A 22,120-nucleotide genomic window follows, 5' to 3' on the forward strand; every position below is an offset into this window, starting at 1 on the left:
GCTGTGACGGAAAAAACGTCCAGCGCTTTTTTGTTTTTTCATTTACTGATTTTTACCAACAGCACGTTATTGTTTTTTGGCAGATTTATTAACTCGCTGATATTTCAGAATTCGTCCCGTATATTTATTTCCCATTAAATTTTATGCTGGCTCTGCTTTGTAAAGAATTGAATATCAATGCTTTGATTTTTAAATAAAATATTCTTTTGTTACAACAATGCTAATATATACCCACGCTCGGTGGAAAGGGGCAGCAATAGCCGCATTGACACCAGATATCCCCGAACCATTCAGGTTGCAGAAACGCGAATGCGCAGGCAGTTTGAGGGCATGGCGGGGTAAACAGGGTATAGCCAGCCGGATACTGCATTCTGGGTACAGAACCGGATGTTGTTGATAAATTACTTATGTTAGTTGTGATGTAGGGAACCTAATATGAAACGCGCGTTAACTTTACTTGGTATGGCCTTCGCGGCATATCTGGCCAGCACCGCCGCTAAAGCGACGGAATACCCGCTACCGCCACCCAATAGCCGACTTATTGGCGAAAATATCGCTTATACGGTCCCCAATGATGGTCGTCCGCTGGAGGCTATCGCTGCGGATTTCAAGATTGGTCTGTTGGGCATGATGGAAGCGAATCCAGGGGTGGATCCTTACCTGCCGACAGCGGGTTCCACGCTCACGGTCCCAACGCAAATGCTGCTGCCGGATACCCCGCGTGAAGGCATTGTGGTCAATCTGGCGGAGCTGCGTCTCTACTACTACCCGAAAGGGAAGAATACCGTCATCGTTTACCCGATCGGCATTGGTCAACTGGGGCGTAATACGCCACTGATGACGACCAGCATTAGCGAGAAGCGTGAGAACCCGACCTGGACGCCAACGGCGAACATCCGTAAGCATTATCTTGAAGAGCAGGGCATTAAACTGCCTGCCGTCGTTCCGGCTGGCCCGGATAACCCGATGGGGTTACACGCGTTGCGTCTGTCAGCGCACGGCGGCGTTTATCTGCTGCACGGTACGAACGCGGACTTCGGTATCGGTATGCGCGTCAGTTCCGGCTGTATCCGTCTGCGTCCGGATGACATTAAGGCGTTATTCGACAACGTGCCAGTCGGCACGCGAGTGCAGATTGTTAACGATGCGATTAAAACGTCCGTTGAACCAGACGGCAAACGCTACGTTGAAGTGCATCAGCCTCTGTCGAAAACCGATAAGGACGACCCACAAACCATGCCGATTCCACTGACGGCGAAGACGCAGAAGTTTGTTAAGGATGCGGAGACGGACAGTAAAGCGGTTGCTGATGCAATTGTGCGTCGTTCAGGCATGCCAATTGTGGTTAGCGTAGGGCAAGACATCAATACTTACCAGCCACCGGTAGAGTCTGCTCCAGAAGCGCCTCAAACGCATCAGGTTGCGCCGATCACGGCGATCAGTACCACCGCTCGGTAATACTGAAATAAATCGGCCAGATGCGTTTAGGCGCATCTGTGTTGGCCCAGGGATAGGGCTGAAGGATGAAAATACCTGACAAAGCGAAAAAGGGATTGAAAGAGAACGCAGAAAAGGTAAAACGCAGGCAAAAAAATGGCGCACAATGTGCGCCATTTTCACTACTTAACCAGTTCGATTACTTTTTGTAAGTACGAACTTGGTTGTCCAGACGCTGGTTAGCACGAGCTGCGTCATCTTTAGCAGCTTGTACGTCAGAGCGGATTGCGTTCACGTCGTTGCTCAGTTGGTCAACTTTAGCGTTCAGAGTCTGAACGTCAGAAGACAGCTGATCAATTTTAGCGTTGCTTGAACAACCAGCAAGCAGAGTAGAACCCAGGATTACCGCGCCCAGTACCAGTTTAGTACGATTCATTATTAATACCCTCTAGATTGAGTTAATCTCCATGTAGCGTTACAAGTATTACACAAACTTTTTTCTAATGAGAATAAATTTTTGATGAGAACATGCTTAATTTTGATCGTTCGCTCAAAGAAACAGCGAGTTTTACATATTCATTAAAAAAGTAAGGAAAACAGTGCTATTTTTATCGGATAACTCTGAGGCTTTAGGCTATTAAATGACGTGTTACACAGACGCATTAATTAGGTTATCGCACTGTAGAAAGTCGTTTCAGAATATAAAAAAAGCGCCATTAAGGCGCTTTTTACCGATCTGATCGTTGGGATTAGAGACGGTGTACGGAAGCGGTGTTGGTTGTGCCGCTGGAAACCAGTGCACCAGATACCATAACCACAACATCGCCAGCTTGCGCATGACCGCTGTTCAGCGCAGCTTCTTTACCGATACGGTAGAAATCATCAGTAGAAGCAATTTCCTTCACCAGCAGCGTATCAATGCCTTTGCTCAGCAGCAGCTGACGCGCAGTCACGTCGTTCGTCGTCAGTGCCAGAATACGGGCGTTCGGGAAATATTTACGGATAGACTTGGCAGACTTACCGCCGCTGGTCGCAACCACAATCAGCGGCGCATCCAGTTTCTCTGCTGTTTCGACTGCACCACGGCAGACCGCTTCAGTGATACGCAGAACCGGAGGCGTCTTGATGGTATCCAGACGGCTTTTCATTACGGAGTCGGTACGCTGACAGATCGTTGCCATAATGGTAACGGATTCCAGCGGGTATTTACCTTTTGCACTTTCGCCAGACAGCATCACGGCATCGGTACCGTCGATGATGGCGTTCGCCACGTCGCCAGCTTCAGCGCGGGTAGGGCGTGGGTTTTTGATCATGGAATCCAGCATTTGCGTTGCGGTGATCACCACTTTGCGTGCCAGGTTACATTTTTCGATCATCATTTTCTGTGCGAAGATCACTTCTTCAACCGGGATTTCAACGCCCAGGTCGCCACGAGCAACCATGATGCCGTCGGACGCTTCCAGGATTTCGTCGAAATTGTTCAGACCTTCCTGGTTTTCGATTTTGGAGATGATCTGGATGTGCTCGCCACCGTGCGCTTTCAGGTGAGCGCGGATTTCTTCAACGTCAGAACGTTTACGAATAAAGGATGCCGCAACGAAATCGACGCCTTGTTCGCAACCGAAGATCAGGTCACGTTTGTCTTTTTCAGCCAGAGCAGGCAATTGGATGGAAACGCCAGGCAGGTTGACACCTTTATTCTCGCCCAGATCGCCATTGTTCAGCACTTTACAAACGACGTCGTTACCGTTGATTGCGGTAACCTGCATACCGATCAAGCCGTCATCAACCAGAACGGTGTTACCGACGCTCAGGTCTTCGGTAAATCCAGCGTAGGTTACTGCGACGCGATCTTTGTTACCCACGATGCTTTGATCGGTGGTGAACGTGAACGTTTGACCTGCGGTCAGCGTAACGTCAGCGCCATTTTCCAGCTTCATGGTACGAATTTCTGGGCCTTTGGTGTCAAGCAGGATAGCGGCTTGCTTACCAGTTTTTTCCATGACGGCACGCAGGTTCTTGATGCGCTGACCGTGTTCTGCGTAATCCCCGTGAGAGAAATTCAGGCGCATAACATTCATGCCAGCAGACAGCAGGTTGCCAAGCATTTCTTCCGATTCTGTTTTCGGCCCGATGGTACAAACAATTTTTGTCTTTTTCATACGATAGTTTCTACAAGTTGTGATGGATTAAAAAACGAGTGATCCAGTGGCGAGGCGAGACAGGCCGCTGGAAAGAATGTATGAGGAAACAGTATAGGAGGTAAGTATAGATGGTCGTCGTGAATGGGTGATGAAGTGCGCAACTGCTCGTCGCATAAGATCTGCGGGAGTCGCGTTGGCGATGCCGTTGATAATAATGTTATTGATAGTGGCACGTTGTTTAGCTGAAACCATTCAATTGAAACGACGTTCCGTATTATAGTTATTAAGCGACGAGAAACAAGGTGGTAAAAGGGATGAAATTGAATATTTTGTCGTGTTTACGCAAAAAACTGATCGATTTGGTGTTTTTACCTAACTTTGTTGCGCAACTGCCTAAGAAACCCACCGTATCAATACAGTATGACGGCAACTGGCTGCAAGTGGTTGATTCTTGTAACGGCACACAATAAATAAAGAAAACGCGTGTAAGCGGCACGTTTTTCTGTCGATCCGTATCACGTTTTTGTGTCATTCTCCTTGAGAAGAGGAATGCAAATGGTAGTTTACCTGCCATTGCGGATTGTTACTGCGTAAGCAGGCAAAACCAGATGCTCGTTCTTGCTACGGGTGTCTGGTTTTTTTGTTTCCAGGGTTTGAAAAATGAAGATTGCCAAAATACTCAACAATAATGTCGTCACCGTAATCGACGAAAACAATAATGAGTCGGTTGTGATGGGACGTGGGCTGGGCTTCAAAAAGCACTCTGGCGACCTGCTGGACGAAATGCTGATTGAACGTGTGTTTGTGATGAAATCCGGCGAGTTGACATCGCGCCTGCAGGAGTTGCTGTCAGAGATTCCGATGGATGTCATCACGACGGCAGACAAGATCATTCTGCTGGCAAAAGAGCGTTTGCCTGGGAAACTGCAAAACAGCGTCTACATCTCCTTAACGGATCACTGTCACTTTGCGATAGAGCGCCATAAGCAAGGAGTGGATATCCGTAATGTGTTGTTATGGGAAATAAAACGCCTGTATCCAAAGGAGTTTGCTGTTGGTCTGGAAGCGCTGGATATTATTGAGCAGCGTCTTGCCGTGCGGTTACCGGAAGATGAAGCGGGGTTTATTGCGCTGCATTTGGTGAATGCACAGCTTGACAGTGAAATGCCGGAGGTCTTGCAGATTACCAAAATCATGCAGGAAATACTGAACATTGTAAAATATCAGCTGAGTCTGGATTATAATGAGCAGGCATTAAGTTATCATCGTTTTGTGACGCATTTGAAATTTTTTGCGCAGCGGTTAATAGGAAAAAGCACGGTATTTAGTGATGATGAGTCATTACACGATGTCGTGAAGGAAAGATATCAATTGTCTTATCGCTGTGCAGAGAAAATACAGGTTCATATTGTTCAAAAGTATCAGTACACGTTAACGAAAGAAGAGTTGATGTTCTTGACGATTCATATTGAACGCGTGCGGACAGAAGGTCAGGATAAAATAGAACCAGGTGATGGAGAATAATTTCTGCTAATTTGCTTTTCGTCACAAAATAACAGTATGACAAGATAAATATCCTTGCATACGGTGAAAGTGAAAGCATAGAGTATGTGGAAAGTAAATTATCAGATGAAGTTGGTTTTATTGTCAGCACGACTACTGTGTTGACAACCAAGCAGGATTGTTACTGTCAGTCTAGGCGGGCAGGCAAAACCTAAATCGTTTTCTCAATGCTTATTGGGAAAAGCGATTTAGGTTTTTTTTTGTCTCAAACACAGCTGGCAATCTTAAATTATTGATATTTAAGTCTGTTTAGTATTAAGGATAGACGATGGAATACAAAGCATTAGCAACAGAGATACTCGATGGTGTCGGCGGACGTGGCAACATCATTAGCGTGATGCACTGCGCAACCCGATTACGCTTTAAATTAAAAGACAACAAAAAAGCGGATGCCGCGGCGCTGAAAAGTAATTCAGGCGTGATCATGGTGGTTGAAAGTGGCGGACAATTTCAGGTCGTCGTCGGCAATCATGTCAGTGACGTCTATCGTAGTTTACAGAATATTGCTGGATTGACCGATCAGGCTGATTCCTCAGGTAATGAAGACGGCGATGAGAAAAAAGGAAATATCTTCTCTCGTTTCATTGATATTATTTCTGGAATATTTACGCCGCTAATTGGCGTGATGGCGGCGTCGGGCATTTTAAAAGGTTTTCTGGCACTCAGTCTGACGTGTGGTTGGATGGTTGAAAGCAGCGGAACCTATAAAGTTCTTTTTGCAGCAAGCGATGCACTATTCTTTTTCTTCCCGGTAGTATTAGGCTATACCGCAGGGAAGAAATTTGGTGGTAATCCATTTGTTACCATGGTAATTGGTGCCACGCTGGTGCATCCATCGATGATTGCTGAATTTGGTGCCATGCAAAATGCAGGTTACCAACAGCTGTATTTCCTGGGCATTCCGATTACCTTCATCAATTATGCCTCTTCCGTTATTCCGATTATTTTCTCGGCCTGGCTTGCTTCACGTCTGGAAAAACCGCTGAATGCCATTTTGCATATCAATATCCGCAATTTCTTCACGCCGTTGCTGTGCCTCTGCATTACCGTTCCCGTCACGTTCTTACTGATTGGTCCGGCGGCAACCTGGCTTGGGCATATGCTGGCCGGCGGTTACCAGTTGGTTTACGGACTTAATGCTTCTGTTGCCGGAGCTCTGATGGGCGCATTGTGGCAGGTCTGCGTTATCTTTGGCCTGCACTGGGGACTTGTTCCGTTGATGATTAACAATCTCAGCGTACTGGGGCATGACACCATGATGCCGCTACTGGTTCCTGCGGTATTGGGGCAGGCGGGTGCGGTTCTGGGCGTGTTGCTGCGTACCCGTGATATGAAGCTGAAAGGGATTTCCGGTTCAGCGTTCTCGGCGGCAATCTTTGGTATTACGGAGCCAGCGGTGTATGGCGTCACGCTGCCGCTGAAACGTCCTTTCATCTTTGGTTGTGTGGGGGGCGCAATGGGCGCCGCCATTCTGGGGTACTTCCATACCACTATCTATTCCTTCGGCTTCCCGAGCATCTTTACCTTTACTCAGGTTATCCCGCCGACTGGTGTCGATAACACGGTCTGGGCCGCCATTATTGGTACGGTGATTTCATTTACCTTTGCCGCTGCCGCAAGCTGGGCATTCGGGATTCCCGCGCAAGAAAAAGCGACAGACGCAAATGCACCTGCGGCGGCACCACAAGCCACACCGCGTCAGAATGATGCAACGCGCAAGCAAGAGATAAACAGCCCGATCGACGGTATGGTTCTGCCACTTGAACAAGTCGGCGATGAAACGTTTGCCAGTGGCTTAATGGGAAAAGGGATTGCGATTAAACCGCTGGCCGGGCGGGTGGTTTCCCCGGTAAACGGTACGGTTGCTTCGCTGTTTAAAACTAACCATGCGATTGGACTCGAATCGGAAGACGGAGCCGAGGTGCTCATTCACGTCGGTATCGATACGGTGAAATTGGACGGCCAGTATTTCACTGCACACATTAAGACCGGCGATGTCGTGAAGCAGGGCGATCTTCTGGTGGAGTTTGATTATCTGGCGATTGAAAAAGCCGGCTATGACACCACAACGCCCGTCATTATCACCAATAGCGAAGATTACGTTGATGTTCTGCCTACTGCCGGAGACACCGTGCAAGAGCAGGGCGCGTTGCTGACGTTAATTCGCTGACATTGAAATTTACGACCCAATTGGGAGGAGAAAAGATGAGTCATCAGTTTCCGAAAGAATTCTTGTGGGGCGGCGCGATCGCAGCCAATCAGGTTGAAGGCGCGTATTTAACGGATGGTAAAGGGCTATCGACGTCCGATTTACAGCCACAGGGTATTTTTGGCGAGATCGTCACGCGCACGCCGGGCGACAGCGGAATCAAAGACACCGCGATCGATTTTTATCACCGCTATCCCGAAGATATCGCGCTCTTTGCTGAAATGGGTTTCAAATGCCTGAGAACCTCGATTGCCTGGACGCGTATTTTCCCGCAGGGCGATGAAACCCAGCCGAATGAGGCAGGGCTGGCATTTTACGATCGCCTGTTTGATGAAATGGCAAAGTACGGCATTCAGCCGCTGGTGACGCTGTCCCACTATGAAATGCCGTATGGCCTGGTGAAAAATTACGGTGGCTGGGGAAGCCGTGAAACGATCACCTTCTTTGAACGTTACGCTCGCACGGTATTCCAGCGCTATAAAGACAAAGTGAAATATTGGCTGACGTTCAACGAAATCAACTGCGCATTACATGCACCATTTACCGGAATTGGTTTACCTACCGAGAGTAGTAAGCAGGATATTTATCAGGCGATTCATCACCAGCTCGTTGCGAGTGCGAAAGCGGTGAAGGCGTGTCATGACATCATCCCTGATGCCAAAATCGGCAATATGATGCTGGGTTCCATGTTTTATCCATTAACCTGCAAGCCCGCGGATGTCATGGAAACAATGCAGCAGAACCGCGACTGGCTGTTCTTCGGTGATGTCCAAGCCCGAGGATACTACCCAGCATACATGAAGCGCTTCTTTGTACAGCACGATATTACGCTGACGGTAACGGAAGACGATCGCCAGTCGCTGAAGGAAACGATTGATTTCATTTCTTTCAGCTACTACATGACGGGCTGCGTAACCACCGATGAAGAAGTGAACCAGAAAGCCCGTGGCAATATTCTGAATATGGTGCCGAACCCGCATCTGGAAAGCTCGGAGTGGGGCTGGCAGATCGACCCGGAAGGGCTGCGCTATATCCTGAACTATCTGTATGACCGTTACCAAAAACCGCTGTTCATTGTGGAAAATGGTTTGGGTGCCAAAGATAAACTTGAGAGTGATGGCAGCATTAACGATGACTATCGCATCAAATACCTGAACGATCACCTGTATCAAGTTGGCGAAGCGCTGGAAGATGGCGTTGAGGTGATGGGTTATACCTGCTGGGGGCCTATCGATCTGGTTAGTGCATCAAAAGCCGAAATGTCAAAACGCTACGGATTTATTTATGTCGATCGTGATGATGAAGGAAACGGCACATTAGAACGTCGGCGTAAGAAAAGTTTCTACTGGTATAAAGAGGTCATTTCCTCTAATGGTGAAACGTTGAAATAAACTCTCGCATCGATGAGTCATTTACGCATTCATTCTCAGAAAAATAAGCTCTGGAATGAATGCGAACTCTATTTTTACTACCCATGGGAAAGATGGCGAGGAAATAATATGAAGCAGGAGGAAATGGACTAGCCATTAAATTGTATAAACGGTTATATGGATTTTACAAAAAGCTTTTTATAAATAGACGAACCATCGGCTGGCGTCGGAATGGTTTCGTTTTAAATCTAATAATGTACCCTACTCGGATAATAAATATGCGTAAAAAATTCCCTGTAAAGATGATGGTATTACTGATGTCCGCAGCGTTTTTGTCTAATGGTGCTATGGCCGCGAAATTGACCGTAGAAGAAAGACTGGAACTATTGGAGAAAGAACTAGCGGCAAATAAAGCCGAATTGCAGTCAACAAAAAAAGAGTTGAAGCAATACAAAACGATAATTGATAGTCGCCAAAAAGCAGAAATAAAAACCCCAACGGCACTGACAGGTAAAGAAAGTATTACCGTAATGACAACACCCCAGCCTAAGGCCACGTCTTCCAGTGGGCAGGTAACAGCATCGGGAGATGAGACTGTTGCTATGCCACAGCGACAAGAGCTTACCCTGAATGAGCTATCTAAATACGTTAAGGATGATATTGGCTTTACCTATTCTGGATATTTAAGATCGGGCTGGGCGACTGGTACAAATGGTTCACCCAAATCTTATGCAATTGGTTCATTGGGTCGTTTTGGTAATGAACATACAGGATGGTTCGATCTTTTTCTCAAACAGCGTGTATATAATAAAGACGGGAAAACTGCCCAAGCTGTTATTAAGTTGGATGGTAATGTCGGGCAGTCATACAGTGCGGGTTGGTTTGGTGACGATAGTGCGAATGAGAATAAACTCCAATATTCAGATATTTATTTGACAACGAAAGGGTTTTTACCGTTTGCGCCGGAAGCGGATTTTTGGGTCGGAAAACATGCTTTACCCGTGTATGAAATCCAGATGCTCGATTGGAAAAGTATTCGTACCGATGCAGGCTCCGGCGTAGGTATTGAAAATATGAATGTGGGTGTTGGTAAGATGGATATCTCTTTGACGCGTGAAGATCTGGATGTATATTCACGAAATCTGTCGTCCAAAACGCAGATGAATACCAACTCTATTGATCTACGCTATAAAGGAATTCCTCTGTGGGATGGCGGGTCACTATCGTTAATGGGCAAATATGCCATGGCAAACAAGACTGACACGCAGAAAAGTAATGAAGATAATAATACATATTTCCAACTGAAAGATGCATATGTAGCGGCTGCAATTTTGCGTCAAAATCTGAACCGTGGTGGATTTAATGAGTTCACCGTGCAGGCCGCTAATAATTCATTTGCTAGCAGCTTTTCCAGATATTCCGGTGCCAGCCCATTCATGGGATATAACGGTTATTACTATGGCGATCATACTAATGGTACTGCTATACGGGTGATTTCTCAGGGCGAGATGTATTTAAGCGATCATATTATCGTTGGGAATGCATTGGTATACTCAAGAGGTAATGATATTTACAGCTATGAAACTGGTGCTCACAGCGATTATGAAAGTATTCGTACCGTAGTAAGACCCGCCTGGATTTGGGATAACTACAACCAAACAGGCGTTGAGCTAGGATGGTTTACTCAAAAGAATAAAAATCAAAATGGTGTGAATTATAAGGAATCGGCTTATAAAACGACGCTTTATCATGCATTAAAGGTCGATACCAGTTTGTTTAACTCTCGCCCAGAAATTCGGTTCTATGGAACGTATTTGAAACTTCTGGATAATGAAATTTCAAACTTTACTTTCCCAGATAGTAAAAAAGACCAATTTACGGTTGGCGTTCAGGCTGAAGTGTGGTGGTAATATCTCGTTTACGTTTTGATAATCATTTGAGCATAACGAAAAGGAATAAGTATGAATATAAACTATCTAGCGTGTTTGATTGCCGGTATGACGCTGTATTCATCAGCGACTATCGCTGCACTCCCTACCGATTTTCCGGTTATGCCTGCGGCAACCGTCCCTGTGAGCCAGTATGTCACGGCGGTGAACGCGGATAGCAGCATCACTTTCCGTCTGTTTGCGCCAACGGCGAAACAGGTCAGTGTTTTTACCGGTTCGACGCCCGATAGCATCGTGTCCCATGCGATGACGAAAGATGAATCTGGCGTATGGTCGTTCAAAACACCAGCGCTAGCACCGAACCTGTATGAATATTTTTTCAGCGTGGATGGTTTTCGCACCATTGATACCGGTACGGCGTTTACCAAACCGCAGCGTCAGGTGAATACCAGCCTGATTCTGGTGTCAGGAAGTATTCTGGACGTGCGTCAGGTGCCACACGGTGAGCTGAGAACGCTGACCTACCACTCGAAAGCCTTGAAATCAGAACGTCAGGTGTATGTCTGGACGCCGCCGGGCTATAGCGAATCGTCAAAACCGCTGCCGGTGCTGTACTTCTACCATGGCTTTGGCGATACGGGCGCATCGGCCGTGGTGCAGGGGCGGATACCGCAGATGATGGATAACCTGCTGGCGGAGAAAAAGATTGAGCCGATGCTGGTCGTCATTCCTGATACGGAAACGGACGTTCCCGGCATTATCCCGGAAGAATATCCCCCGCAGGAGCGCCGCAAGGTGTTCTATCCGCGCAATGCGTTAGCGGCGGACAGGGAACTCATTCATGACATCATCCCCGAGATCGGCAAACGCTTTAACGTCCGTCAGGATGCAAACGGCAGGGCGCTGGCCGGGCTGTCGCAGGGCGGCTATCAGGCATTGGTATCCGGCATGAGTCACTTGGATCATTTCGGCTGGCTGGCGACGTTCAGCGGCGTGACCACCGAAACGGTGCCAAACGCGGCCGTTGCTGCACAGCTTGAGCGACCGGAGCAGATTAATCAGCAATTGAATAACTTCACGGTGGTAATTGGCGAAACTGACAACATCACGGGTAAGGATATTGCGGGTCTGAAAACGACACTGGAGCAGAAAAATATCCGGTTTGACTACCGCCATTATCCGAATCTCGGTCATGAAATGGATGTCTGGCGACCAGCCTACAGCGAGTTTGTTCAGAAGCTTTTTAAATAGCGTCTTCGGAAGCGGGCAGCGTCGTCGCATGCCCGCTTCTCTGATGGCAGCCCGAATCGCTGAGCTGCCATATCAACGACGGCCAAGCACCGTTAGCGTTAAGGATAATCATGTATATTCGCAGATACTTTTCCCGTTTTGCCCTGTTGATCGTGGCATTGCCTTTCCTCAGTGCGTTCAGCGCACAGGCTCAAACTTCCCCTTTTGACGTTGCTGACCATAAGCAGATTCGCGTCATTATTAGCGCCGATGCTAAAAACGAGGCTGACGATGATTTTGCCGTGGCCCATGCGGTACTGACGCCGACGATGCAGGTGAAAGGGCTGATTGCTGCCCATTACTCCCGTACCGCGCCGTTGATGAAACGTGATGGCGAAAACAGCATGATGGAAAGCTACCACGAGCTTCAGCGCCTGATGAACGTGATGGGAAAAACGGACATTCCTGTTTATCGCGGTGCGACACACGCCCTGAAAGCCGACGGTGGTGCACCTGCGTTGAGTGAAGGGGCGCAAATGCTGATCAAGGAAGCGTTAAAAGACGATTCGCATCCGCTGTTTGTGTTAGTCATGGGGCCGATTACGGATATCGCTGCTGCATTGCAGGCTGAACCAAAGATTGCCAGCAAAATGACGGTGGTGTGGATTGGCGGCATGCCTTATCCGAAAGGCGGCTGGGAATATAATATGTTCAACGATCCGGTTGCGGCGAACAGCGTATTCAAGTCTCAGGTACCGTTGTGGCAGGTTCCGCATAATGTCTATATGTCCGTGCGCGTCTCGCTGTCTGAGCTTGCCGTGCGCGTTAAGCCGCAGGGGAAAGTCGGTGAGTACCTGTGGCAGCAACTGATCGAGTTTAACCGTGCGATTTCCGAAACCATCAAAGACGTTCCCTGGCCGAAAAGTGAAGTCTGGGTCTTAGGCGATAACCCCGCGGTTTCGCTGCTGTTGGATGACCACGAATATCACTACACGTTGGTTAATGCACCGCAGCTAAACGACGATCTGACCTATGCACCGCAGGACAATGCGCGCCAGATTCGGGTGTATAACGCCGTTGATGCCCGATTTACGCTGGAAGATTTCTACGCCAAGCTGTCGTTGGCCTATGGAAATAAGCACTGAATCCTGAAGGGGCGTTGGCCTGCCTTGCGATAGTGACAAGCAGGCGAGGTGTATTACCTGACGTACATGACACGGTGGTGTGACCCTCGAAACGATGCCAAATTTGTTCAGAAGCTTTTTAAATAGCGTCTTCGGAAGCGGGCAGCGTTGTCGCATGCCCGCTTCTCTGATGGCAGCCCCTGAAGAGAGCCAACCGATCCCCTTACGACAGAAAATGGCTGGTACGTGCTCGCGGTTTAACGCTATCTGCCCGCGAGCTGTCATTATTGAATCGTTGCCAGCGCTTTTGCTATATCGCGATGACGGCCACTATCGGCAATGTCACGACCGGGTCGAGCCGGGGCGTGAAGTGCTTTTTCCAGATAACGTTTCGCCTCATCGACTTTTCCTTCTTTGAGCAGAAAGTCACCGTAAAAATAGTTGGCATCAATGCCATCGGGATTGATCGCCAGTGCTTTTTTTAGCATCTCAGCGGCTTTTTCTTTATCACCAAAACCTATCGGCCAGCCGGGAACCTGATAATAGAGAGCGCCGAGGCTGGTCCAGGCCGATCCTTCAAGCGCGTTGGGATCGATAGCTATCGATTTCTCAAAACTGGTGCGAGCCTGTTTGACCAGGCTGAGCGCTCCCAGACCGCCTTTTGCTCCAGCCCAACTGCTATCGATAATCCCTGACCAGATCAATAATGTTACATCATCATTTCTGGCATGACTCGCGTCATGTGCCCGCTGGCTTAACGTGCTAAAGCAACTCTCCTTGTTAGCTTCCAATGTCTGGTACTGACAGACAGACCAGTCGTGTTGTAAATCTGCCAGAGGTGTATTTGCCAGCACGGACACCGGTACAACACCTGCCAATACAGCGATAAGCGTCTTGAGCGTTCTCATTTATTTTCTCCTCTGACCGTGCGTCGAGCGAACGCCTGAATGACCGGTAATTTCTTGTTTAACGCGCCGTCAACGACGGAGGGAAACCAGGCATTAATTTTGACAAACAGGCGTTCCATAACGCCGAAGCGGTATCGCTTTTGTTCCGTTTCGAGTAGTCGGACAATCTGAGTAGCCACAACGGTGGGGGTATCACTACCATTACCGAGTTTGCGGTTCAGGGCATAGACGGCTTCGCTGTTGAGCGCGGTTTCCGTCGAACGAGGGGCGACATACAGTACAGAAATCCCGCTGCCTCGTAACTCGCGGCTTAGGGCTTCGGAAAAACGATGCATAGCGGCTTTTGTTGCGCTGTATACGCTCCATGCGGGATGCCCAATTTCCCCAAAGATAGAACCGATATTGAGGACAATGCTTTGTTGACTCAATTTCCTTAATAATGTGCGAGTGAGTAATGTTGGAATTTCAATATTGGTCCGGATTTGTTCACGAATATCATCGAAAGATTGCTGTTCAAACAACGCAAAATGGCTGCATCCTGCATTATTAATGAGGATGTCCAGCTTACGGTTTTCATTAAACCTGGCAGCAAGGGTAATGATTTCAATCTCTGAATAGGTTTGCATCAGAGCGATACAGTGCCGTTCTGGGTGGGGTAACTGTTGTTGCAGGCTCTGCATCGCCTGTTCGTTACGCCCCACCAGGTAGAGGTTTGCCCCCTTTTCCGCTAATGCGTGTGCCAGCGCCTGACCAATTCCGCCACTCGCACCTGTCAGCAGGATTGTCTTATTATGCAGGTTCACTTGAGCCATTCCCCAGTTGGTTGAGCATCTGTGTGTACAGGTGATAAACGCGGTGAGCCGTGTGAACAATGGCATCCTGATCTCGCTTATCAGTGACGGTATTCATCAGCAAGGCAAAAAATTTCAGGTGATCCTGATCTAGCTCGCCGTGAGAACGCAGATAGGTGGTTGCCTCTTTTGGTAGCCCCAGAGCCTGTTCCACCCGTGTAGCAATGGCGGACGCAATAGACACGCTGGTGCCTTCCAGAACCCACACCATGCCAAAGATGCTCATGGGATTGACACGTTCAATGCGGTAATAAAGAAAGGCAAGCATCATTTCAATGGGCAAGCCGGGCATCCCTAATCTGACCTTTTCTGCATCTCCGCCACAGGCGCGAATATCATTCAGAATCCACTCCTGATGGCCGTATTCTTCCTCGATATATTCAGCAATTGCACCACGCATAGATTCATGCGATGGAGGGAGGCGGCTACCTGCACACATCAATAACGGGACGGTATGGCTGACGTGATAGTACGCTTGGGTCAAAAACTCGATATACATCTCGCGTGAAATGTTGCCATCAAGGCAACGGGCGATAGCCGGAGACGAAAGCAACTGTTGACGTTCAGTCGTCGTTTTATTTTGTAATTGGTGATAGAAGTTCATTGTTGCTCCTCCTCACTACGGGTGAGAATCTGATGTTGTAGGGTTTGCCATATGGTATTTCGGCGAGGGCGGCCATTGGCCGTTAACATATCGGGTGATGAAATATCGTGAGTAAACAACAACCGATGCAGCTGTGCGTAATCAGGTAGTCGGGCGGAAAGTGCCATCAACTGCTCCCGAGCCCGATCCTGTTGCCCGTCAAACGCGTCGACCAGTGCCACATTACGCACTAATCCTTCACCGAAAATCACAATGCGGCGGACGGCTGGGCAGGCCATGGCCTCCGCTTCTGGCCATTCCGGGGAAAAATTGCGGCCAAAGGCGTTAATTTGCACATTTTTTATGCGCCCCTGAATGTGAACGAATCCGTCGTCATCGATTCTGCCGAGATCGCCGGTCGCTACCGTCAATGAGGGAGGCTGTGCCCCCAGATAGCCCAGCGCGTTGGCCGGACTCACGACGACCAGTTGCTGATTATCATCAACCGAGATTCGGATACCCGGTAATGGCCTGCCGACGCTGCCCTGACTTGTGGCTCCGGGTAGGTTGAGTGCCACGACGGAGCCGCATTCTGATAGTCCATAACCTTCAAAAATAGGGAGCCCGCTGCGAGCCGCAAGCTCAAGCAACTGAGCAGAGATTTTGCCACCCCCCGCCGCGATAAAACGGAGTGACTGTGTGCTTTCCTGAGCGTGCTGGTGCAAATGTAATAGCACCCGTAATAACTCCGGCACCAACACCAGACTTTCTGGACGCCAACGCACAAGTGCCTGTGAAAACTGAGCAGCATTGAAGCGGCTAGAGCCTTCAAAACCGGTACGTGAAGGCGGTAATACAACGGTTTCAGCCCCCAGAAGCAGCGGGATGTAAATGCCACACAGATTCTCAAGAAGAATACTGAGTGGTAATGTCACCAAATGCTTTTGTAAGTGAAGGGGGTGCAACGCTGTTGCAAGCGCTTGTGCCGTCCATACCATGCCGCTCAGACTCAGGCACACACCTTTAGGCTCACCCGTAGTGCCGGAGGTATAGGTGATTTTGGCCGTACCGGAAGGCAAGGGCACGGGTTCATCGACCGTTCTGGTTTGCAGTCTGCCTAGTGAGAAATCGCACGTATGCCACTCTTCCAACGCATCGCCGCCGATTCGCGCATCAATCGATGCCGACGACAGCACCCAGGCTTTTTGTCCGTCGGTGAAGAACGGGGGGACCGGTACGATCACAATCCCGCTAATGAGACAGGCAAGGTCGATGATGGCCCATTCAGGACTATTTTCTGACTCGAGAGCTAACCGTTTTACGCCGAGTGACGTTAATTGCCTGGCGACATCCATGACCGACTCATGGTATTGCTTCCAGCTCCATGCCCGGGTTTCGCCTTGCAGGGCGACAGCATCGGGATGACGTAGTGCTTGCTGTTCAAGCCTGTCCAGAAACATAAGGTTCTCCCGTTGTCGTTATCCAGGGGGCGTCAGGTAACGCGGTGAATAGGCTAAGCAGCATGCTTGTCTGGCTTAACGTGGTTTTCCCGCCTATGAGTTCACCGGCCATGACCTGCGGATCGTGCAGGTAATATTTCCCCCATTCCTGTGCGGCATCACCCAGTCTTTCCGCGTTGGCAGGGGTCAGTAGGATCGGCTGCAGATTCAGTCGATGAAAGATGTTGCGGATTTTCCTGGTGCCGGTAAACACGATCCACGAGTAATGGTATTGATTAAGCAACAAGCAGAGGGCGGCATACATGACGCGAGCAGAGGCACCGTCACTGGCGGCAAAGTTTCCCACTTCGACAATCCGCTCCCGTGAAACGGGCAGGTTAAGCCGCGAGGACAATAGCGTTTCAACGGGAGCATCAAGATAGTGCTCCAGATAAAATACACCTTGTGAAGCTGTCTGGACGCCACAGGCTGCTCTCAGTTCACCACGGGCATCGTACATGCCGAGAAGCCAGGGCATACAGCGGGAAAGTGAGGCGTCGTAAATCTGATGATAGCTTTCACGTATTGACGCTGAAATATCATTCTGTTCGTATCCGCCATGTAACCATTTTAATGTGTAGGGTGACATTATTCGCATAATATGAGCCTCTGCTGAAAATAAGGTCATCCTGACAGTGAATTATTATGTCAACCTTAAGAGTTTTTTCTGAAATGAAAATTTTTATATTAATGTACGCTTAAGGTTTCGATTCTATAAATAACTTACTGTTAATCGACGGGTATTTGAAAATGAAAAAAACCTATGCGACTAGCCAAATTATTTTTCATTGGCTTGTTTTTATCATGATAGTGATTACCTATGCTGCGATGGAGCTTAAAGGATTTACGCCAAAAAACAGTCCTGAGCGAGCAACCATGGCGCTGACGCATTATACTGCGGGTTTATTTGTATTATTCATCATGTTAATCAGAGTGTTGCTGAAAGTGAGGCATGGCGATCCTGCTATTGTCCCACCGCTGCCACGCTGGCAGCATATAGCGGCGAAAATAACGCACGGCGTGTTATACCTCATGTTTATTTTATTACCACTTTTTGGGATGGCTTCGCTTTATTACGGGCAGGTAGAGTGGTATTTTTTGGGAATAAAAATGCCCGTTGCTGACGTACTGAATAAAGATATTCAGCACAATCTGAAAGCGCTGCATGAATTGATAGCCAATGCCGGCTATTTTATTATTGGTCTTCATGCCGCGGCTGCGTTATTTCACCATTATATCGTGCGTGATAATACGCTGGACAGAATGTTACCCCTTCGCAAGGGCAGAATGCCCGAGTAGCGTCAGACCCTTGTTCGGCCCCCAGTGGGCGATTCTAAGCTTCTGTTTCTGCCACGGGGTATCAGATAGGGCGTCTGAAAGTATCCGTGGCAACCTCTGTTCGCGTTTCACCGTGTGCGCCATCCTGCCGTGACTGAGACAATCCTCATATAACTTTCGATACGATTCATTACTTTTCTTTACCTTTGATCAAAAACAATATTTTGAATGCATCTTTTTGTTATTCATAGGGTGAGTAATGTCACGACAGTTGTTGTGGTTTCTGTCAAATAGATAACGAAAATGACCGCCGGTAGGCGGCTTAAATTGGACACAAACGCATGGTCAGGATAAGCATGTCAGTCTCCTATCTGTGGGGCATGGTAGCCAGTCTCTTTCTAATGATGCTAGCCTATTCCGCTGATGCTCCGGCGTCCCCCCCTCCCGCTCCAATAGAAGCAAGAAATTCAGTCTTCACCGCTCAACACCCCGATCAGTTCAACTCGTGGAAAGCGACCAGCGAGCAGTCTGAGCGTCACGATGCGCTGGCAGAAGACCCTATGATGGTAGTCCTCTGGGCGGGTTATCCCTTCTCCAGAGACTATAACAAGCCGCGCGGCCACGCCTATGCCATCACGGATGTGCGCGAAACGCTGCGTACCGGCGCACCAAAGACGGCAGAAGATGGCCCTCTGCCGATGGCGTGCTGGAGCTGTAAAAGCCCGGATGTTGCCCGCTTGATTCAACAGGAAGGTGAGGACGGTTACTTCAAAGGCAAATGGGCGCGAGGCGGGCCGGAGATTACTAACGATCTCGGCTGTGCGGACTGCCATGATACTGCGTCCCCGGATTTCGCTCAGGGCAAACCAGCGCTGACGCTGTCCCGTCCTTACGCTGAGCGCGCAATGGAAGCGATTGGCAAACCATTTGATCAAGCTAGTCGATTCGGTCAGCAATCTATGGTCTGTGGACAATGCCACGTTGAGTATTATTTTTCCGGTAAAGACAAAGCGGTGAAATTTCCATGGGATAACGGCACGAAAGTCGAAGACATGGAAAAATACTATGACGCCATTTCCTTCTCCGATTGGACCAACACCCTTTCCCGCGCACCGATGCTGAAAGCCCAACATCCAGAATATGAAACCTGGAGCATTGGTATTCACGGTAAAAACAACGTGACCTGTATCGACTGCCATATGCCGAAAGTGAAAAACGCGGACGGCAAATTGTATACCGATCACAAGATAGGTAACCCTTTCGACAATTACGGCGAAACCTGTACCAATTGCCACACGCAGGATAAAGCGGCGATGCAGGCGGTTGTTGCTGAACGCAAAACGGCCATTCAGGACTTAAAACTGAAAGCAGAAGCGCAACTGGTTCACGCGCACTTTGAGGCGAAAGCGGCCTGGGATGCCGGTGCGACCGAAGCAGAAATGCAGCCGATTCTGATGGATATCCGCCATGCGCAATGGCGCTGGGATCTGGCGGTTGCCTCTCACGGTATTCACATGCATGCGCCGGATGAAGGCTTACGGATGCTTGGCACTTCGCTGAGTAAATCCGCCGAGGCGAGAACCAAGCTGGTGCGTCTGTTGGCCCAGAAAGGGATAACAGGAGAAATCAAGCTGCCGGATATCTCGACAAAAGAGAAAGCGCAGCAGGCAATTGGGCTCAACATGCAGCAAATCAAAGCCGAAAAACAGGATTTCCTGAACACGGTAGTGCCGCAGTGGGATGAGCAAGCGCGTAAAGCGGGACGACTGAACTAATAACCCCTCATCGCCCGTGGACGCGGGCGATCATAAAGTGGAGTGGATATGAGCGTATTACGTTCGTTATTGACTGCCGGGGTGCTGGTATCAGGCATGCTTTGGGCATTGCCAGGGCTGACGCAGCCCGCACCTCAGGCGGAAAAAGGAGAGCGCTGGGAGGTCATGCCGCAGCGCAATCCCGATGAGGCTTGTCTACAGTGCCATAAACCGGAAGAGGATGGCATGCAAGGCAAGCATGCCTCCGCCGTCAACCCGCATAATCAAAAACAGCTGACTTGCACCAACTGTCACGGCAAGCCATCGCCGATGCACCGCGAAGGCGTTAGAGATGTCATGCGCTTTAACTTTCCGATGTACAAGGTGGAAGAGCAAAACAGCGTCTGTATGTCATGCCATACGCCGGAACAGCTGCAAAAATCGTTTTGGCCACACGATGTGCACGTCGCGAAAGTGGCCTGTGCCAGCTGCCATCAGCTGCACCCCACGCAGGATAGTATGCAGACGCTGAACGATAAGAGTCGCATCAAACTGTGTGTGGATTGCCATAGCGATCAGCGTAATAACCCAGACTTCAACCCAGCCTCAGTTCATCTGGGTAATAAGAGGCAGCCATGAGTTGCTCTCGTCGCCAATTTCTTGCCCGTATGGGAGGGCTGATTGCCATCACCAGTACGGCGGGGCAGGTTGTCGCACAGACGCTGAATATCAACGGCGTCCGCTACGGCATGATCCACGATGAATCGCTCTGTATCGGCTGTACGGCGTGCATGGATGCCTGCCGGGAAGTCAATCAGGTGCCGGAGGGCGTTTCGCGCCTGACGATCGTTCGCAGCGAACCAATCGGGACCTTCCCTGACGTGAAATACCGCTTTTTCCGTCACTCTTGTCAGCACTGCGATCATGCACCTTGTGTTGACGTGTGTCCTACTGGGGCGTCGTATCGCGATGCGGCAAGCGGCATTGTAGATGTGAATCCCGATCTGTGCGTAGGGTGCCAATACTGTCTTGCTGCCTGTCCTTATCGGGTGCGCTTTATTCATCCGAAGACGAAAACGGCGGATAAGTGCGATTTTTGCCGCAAGACCAACCTGAAAGCCGGAAAACTGCCCGCCTGTGTGTTGTCTTGTCCGACGAAGGCGCTGACGTTCGGCAACCTTGACGATCCTGACAGCGAGATTTTCCGCCTGCTTCGTCAACAGCCGACGTATCGCTACAAAATCGCGCTCGGCACTCGTCCTAAGGTTTATCGCGTACCGTTTAAATACGGGGAGGTTCATCAATGACGCCCGTGTCTTCAAGCGCATTCCATTTTGATTCGTTAGTCTGGGACTGGCCGATTGCGATTTACCTGTTTTTGGTGGGCATTTCTGCGGGGCTGGTGACGCTGGCAGTCCTGCTGCGGCGCTACCACCCCGAGCAGGCAACCGCCGACAGTACGCTCATGCGCACCACGCTGATTCTTGCACCGTGCACCATTATCTTTGGATTGCTGATTCTAGTTTTCCACCTGACGCGCCCGTGGACGTTCTGGAAGCTGATGTTCCACTACAGTTTTACCTCGGTGATGTCCGTTGGGGTCATGTTGTTTCAGGTCTATATGGCGGCGCTGGCAGTCTGGCTGGTCAACATTTTCAGCGAGCAGGTTATCGTGCTGCAACAGCGCTGGCTACCGAAGCTGACCCTCGTTCCCAAGGTGCTCGGCTGGCTGGCACCGCTACAGAAATCGCTGGATATCGTGATGTTGCTGCTGGCGGTGATGTTAGGGGCTTACACCGGATTTTTACTCTCCGCGCTGAAAACCTATCCGCTGCTGAATAACCCGATCCTACCGGCTTTATTCCTGTTTTCGGGGGTGTCCTCCGGTGCGGCTGTGGTGCTGATCGCCATGGCCTGCCGCTATCGCCGCAATCCGCATAGTGAAGAAGCGCACTTTGTACACCGTGTCGAAACGCCAGTCGTGTGGTTAGAGATCTTCTTACTGTTCGCGTTCTTTATCGGCCTTGCTTTAGGGGACGATGGGAAGCAGCGGGCGCTGGTGGCCGCTGTGGGCGGGGGATTCTGGGCCGTGTGGTTCTGGCTGGGCGTGGTAGGGATTGGATTAGTTATTCCCTTGCTGCTCAAGTCATGGGCTAGCCGACAGCATTCACCGTATGGCGTGTTGGCGGTGTGCGGCCTGAGTCTGGTGGGCGTTTTGTTACTGCGCTTCTTTATTCTCTATGCGGGGCAGTTAACCGTTGTCTAATTCCCAGCAAAAGGC

The 22,120-nt window shown here is 49.5% G+C and carries 19 protein-coding genes; 12 read left to right on the forward strand and 7 right to left on the reverse strand.

Features of this window, described 5'->3' with window-relative positions:
* Nucleotides 1-435: 435 nt before the first annotated feature.
* Nucleotides 436-1,458 carry a L,D-transpeptidase family protein gene (locus Q3A88_RS04435; RefSeq protein WP_039504808.1) on the forward strand — a complete coding sequence of 341 codons (1,023 nt, stop codon included), beginning with the start codon at nt 436-438 and terminating at the stop codon, nt 1,456-1,458.
* A gap of 178 nt (nt 1,459-1,636) precedes the next feature.
* On the opposite strand, the gene Q3A88_RS04440 is transcribed toward Q3A88_RS04435, so the two are convergent.
* Together Q3A88_RS04440 and pykF are read right to left on the reverse strand one after the other, a co-directional pair.
* Entirely contained in the window at nt 1,637-1,873 is a 237-nt protein-coding gene (locus Q3A88_RS04440) for a major outer membrane lipoprotein (RefSeq protein ID WP_005970385.1), read from the reverse strand.
* A gap of 313 nt (nt 1,874-2,186) precedes the next feature.
* Nucleotides 2,187-3,599: a pyruvate kinase PykF gene (gene pykF, locus Q3A88_RS04445; RefSeq protein WP_100016683.1), complete on the reverse strand. Its 1,413-nt coding sequence runs from the start codon at nt 3,597-3,599 to the stop codon at nt 2,187-2,189.
* 642 nt (nt 3,600-4,241) lie between these two features.
* Here pykF and licT point away from each other — a divergent pair.
* The 6 genes from licT to Q3A88_RS04475 all read left to right on the forward strand — a co-directional run bounded on the left by licT (nt 4,242) and on the right by Q3A88_RS04475 (nt 12,987).
* The gene (licT, locus tag Q3A88_RS04450) at nt 4,242-5,105 is read left to right on the forward strand and encodes a BglG family transcription antiterminator LicT (RefSeq protein ID WP_317177481.1); all 864 of its coding nucleotides are present in this window, start codon (nt 4,242-4,244) and stop codon (nt 5,103-5,105) included.
* A 307-nt stretch (nt 5,106-5,412) separates the two neighbouring features.
* Nucleotides 5,413-7,314: a PTS beta-glucoside transporter subunit IIABC gene (gene bglF / locus Q3A88_RS04455; protein WP_317177482.1), complete on the forward strand. Its 1,902-nt coding sequence runs from the start codon at nt 5,413-5,415 to the stop codon at nt 7,312-7,314.
* A 35-nt stretch (nt 7,315-7,349) separates the two neighbouring features.
* On the forward strand, nt 7,350-8,744 hold the full coding sequence (locus Q3A88_RS04460) for a glycoside hydrolase family 1 protein (RefSeq protein WP_110163999.1): 1,395 nt from the start codon (nt 7,350-7,352) through the stop codon (nt 8,742-8,744).
* Nucleotides 8,745-9,001: 257 nt separating this feature from the next.
* Nucleotides 9,002-10,633: a carbohydrate porin gene (locus tag Q3A88_RS04465; protein WP_110163998.1), complete on the forward strand. Its 1,632-nt coding sequence runs from the start codon at nt 9,002-9,004 to the stop codon at nt 10,631-10,633.
* A 51-nt stretch (nt 10,634-10,684) separates the two neighbouring features.
* On the forward strand, nt 10,685-11,863 hold the full coding sequence (locus Q3A88_RS04470; RefSeq protein ID WP_317177483.1) for an alpha/beta hydrolase: 1,179 nt from the start codon (nt 10,685-10,687) through the stop codon (nt 11,861-11,863).
* Nucleotides 11,864-11,973: 110 nt separating this feature from the next.
* Nucleotides 11,974-12,987, forward strand: a complete 1,014-nt coding sequence (locus tag Q3A88_RS04475) for a nucleoside hydrolase (protein WP_317177484.1) — start codon at nt 11,974-11,976, stop codon at nt 12,985-12,987.
* Between the two features lie 263 nt (nt 12,988-13,250).
* On the opposite strand, the gene Q3A88_RS04480 is transcribed toward Q3A88_RS04475, so the two are convergent.
* From Q3A88_RS04480 to Q3A88_RS04500, 5 genes are read right to left on the reverse strand one after another with little or no spacing between them, the layout of a single operon-like run.
* Entirely contained in the window at nt 13,251-13,874 is a 624-nt protein-coding gene (locus Q3A88_RS04480; protein ID WP_317177485.1) for a tetratricopeptide repeat protein, read from the reverse strand.
* Nucleotides 13,871-14,677 carry an SDR family oxidoreductase gene (locus tag Q3A88_RS04485; RefSeq protein WP_233990729.1) on the reverse strand — a complete coding sequence of 269 codons (807 nt, stop codon included), beginning with the start codon at nt 14,675-14,677 and terminating at the stop codon, nt 13,871-13,873. Before Q3A88_RS04485 ends, Q3A88_RS04480 begins: the two co-directional genes overlap by 4 nt.
* Nucleotides 14,664-15,329, reverse strand: a complete 666-nt coding sequence (locus Q3A88_RS04490) for a TenA family transcriptional regulator (protein WP_110163994.1) — start codon at nt 15,327-15,329, stop codon at nt 14,664-14,666. The genes Q3A88_RS04485 and Q3A88_RS04490 overlap by 14 nt, the downstream gene beginning before the upstream one ends.
* Nucleotides 15,326-16,768, reverse strand: a complete 1,443-nt coding sequence (locus Q3A88_RS04495) for an AMP-dependent synthetase/ligase (RefSeq protein WP_317177486.1) — start codon at nt 16,766-16,768, stop codon at nt 15,326-15,328. The genes Q3A88_RS04490 and Q3A88_RS04495 overlap by 4 nt, the downstream gene beginning before the upstream one ends.
* A complete protein-coding gene (locus Q3A88_RS04500) occupies nt 16,749-17,405 on the reverse strand; it encodes a thermostable hemolysin (RefSeq protein ID WP_317177487.1) in 657 nt (218 codons plus the stop codon). Before Q3A88_RS04500 ends, Q3A88_RS04495 begins: the two co-directional genes overlap by 20 nt.
* 152 nt (nt 17,406-17,557) lie before the next feature.
* On the opposite strand from Q3A88_RS04500, the gene Q3A88_RS04505 reads away from it, so the two are divergent.
* From Q3A88_RS04505 to nrfD, 5 genes are all read left to right on the forward strand, one after another.
* On the forward strand, nt 17,558-18,106 hold the full coding sequence (locus Q3A88_RS04505; protein ID WP_317177488.1) for a cytochrome b: 549 nt from the start codon (nt 17,558-17,560) through the stop codon (nt 18,104-18,106).
* Between the two features lie 335 nt (nt 18,107-18,441).
* Complete coding sequence (nrfA, locus tag Q3A88_RS04510) at nt 18,442-19,860, forward strand: ammonia-forming nitrite reductase cytochrome c552 subunit (RefSeq protein WP_410522755.1); 1,419 nt, start codon at nt 18,442-18,444, stop codon at nt 19,858-19,860.
* Nucleotides 19,861-19,908: 48 nt separating this feature from the next.
* Nucleotides 19,909-20,478, forward strand: coding sequence for a cytochrome c nitrite reductase pentaheme subunit (gene nrfB / locus Q3A88_RS04515; protein ID WP_010305738.1), 570 nt, complete (start codon nt 19,909-19,911; stop codon nt 20,476-20,478).
* Entirely contained in the window at nt 20,475-21,146 is a 672-nt protein-coding gene (gene nrfC / locus Q3A88_RS04520; RefSeq protein ID WP_110164303.1) for a cytochrome c nitrite reductase Fe-S protein, read from the forward strand. Before nrfB ends, nrfC begins: the two co-directional genes overlap by 4 nt.
* Entirely contained in the window at nt 21,143-22,105 is a 963-nt protein-coding gene (nrfD, locus tag Q3A88_RS04525; RefSeq protein ID WP_317177490.1) for a cytochrome c nitrite reductase subunit NrfD, read from the forward strand. The genes nrfC and nrfD overlap by 4 nt, the downstream gene beginning before the upstream one ends.
* Nucleotides 22,106-22,120: the final 15 nt, after the last annotated feature.

The sequence above is a fragment of the Pectobacterium sp. HCp5_1 genome, from assembly GCF_032905925.1.
Classification (GTDB): Bacteria; Pseudomonadota; Gammaproteobacteria; order Enterobacterales; family Enterobacteriaceae; genus Pectobacterium; species Pectobacterium brasiliense_A.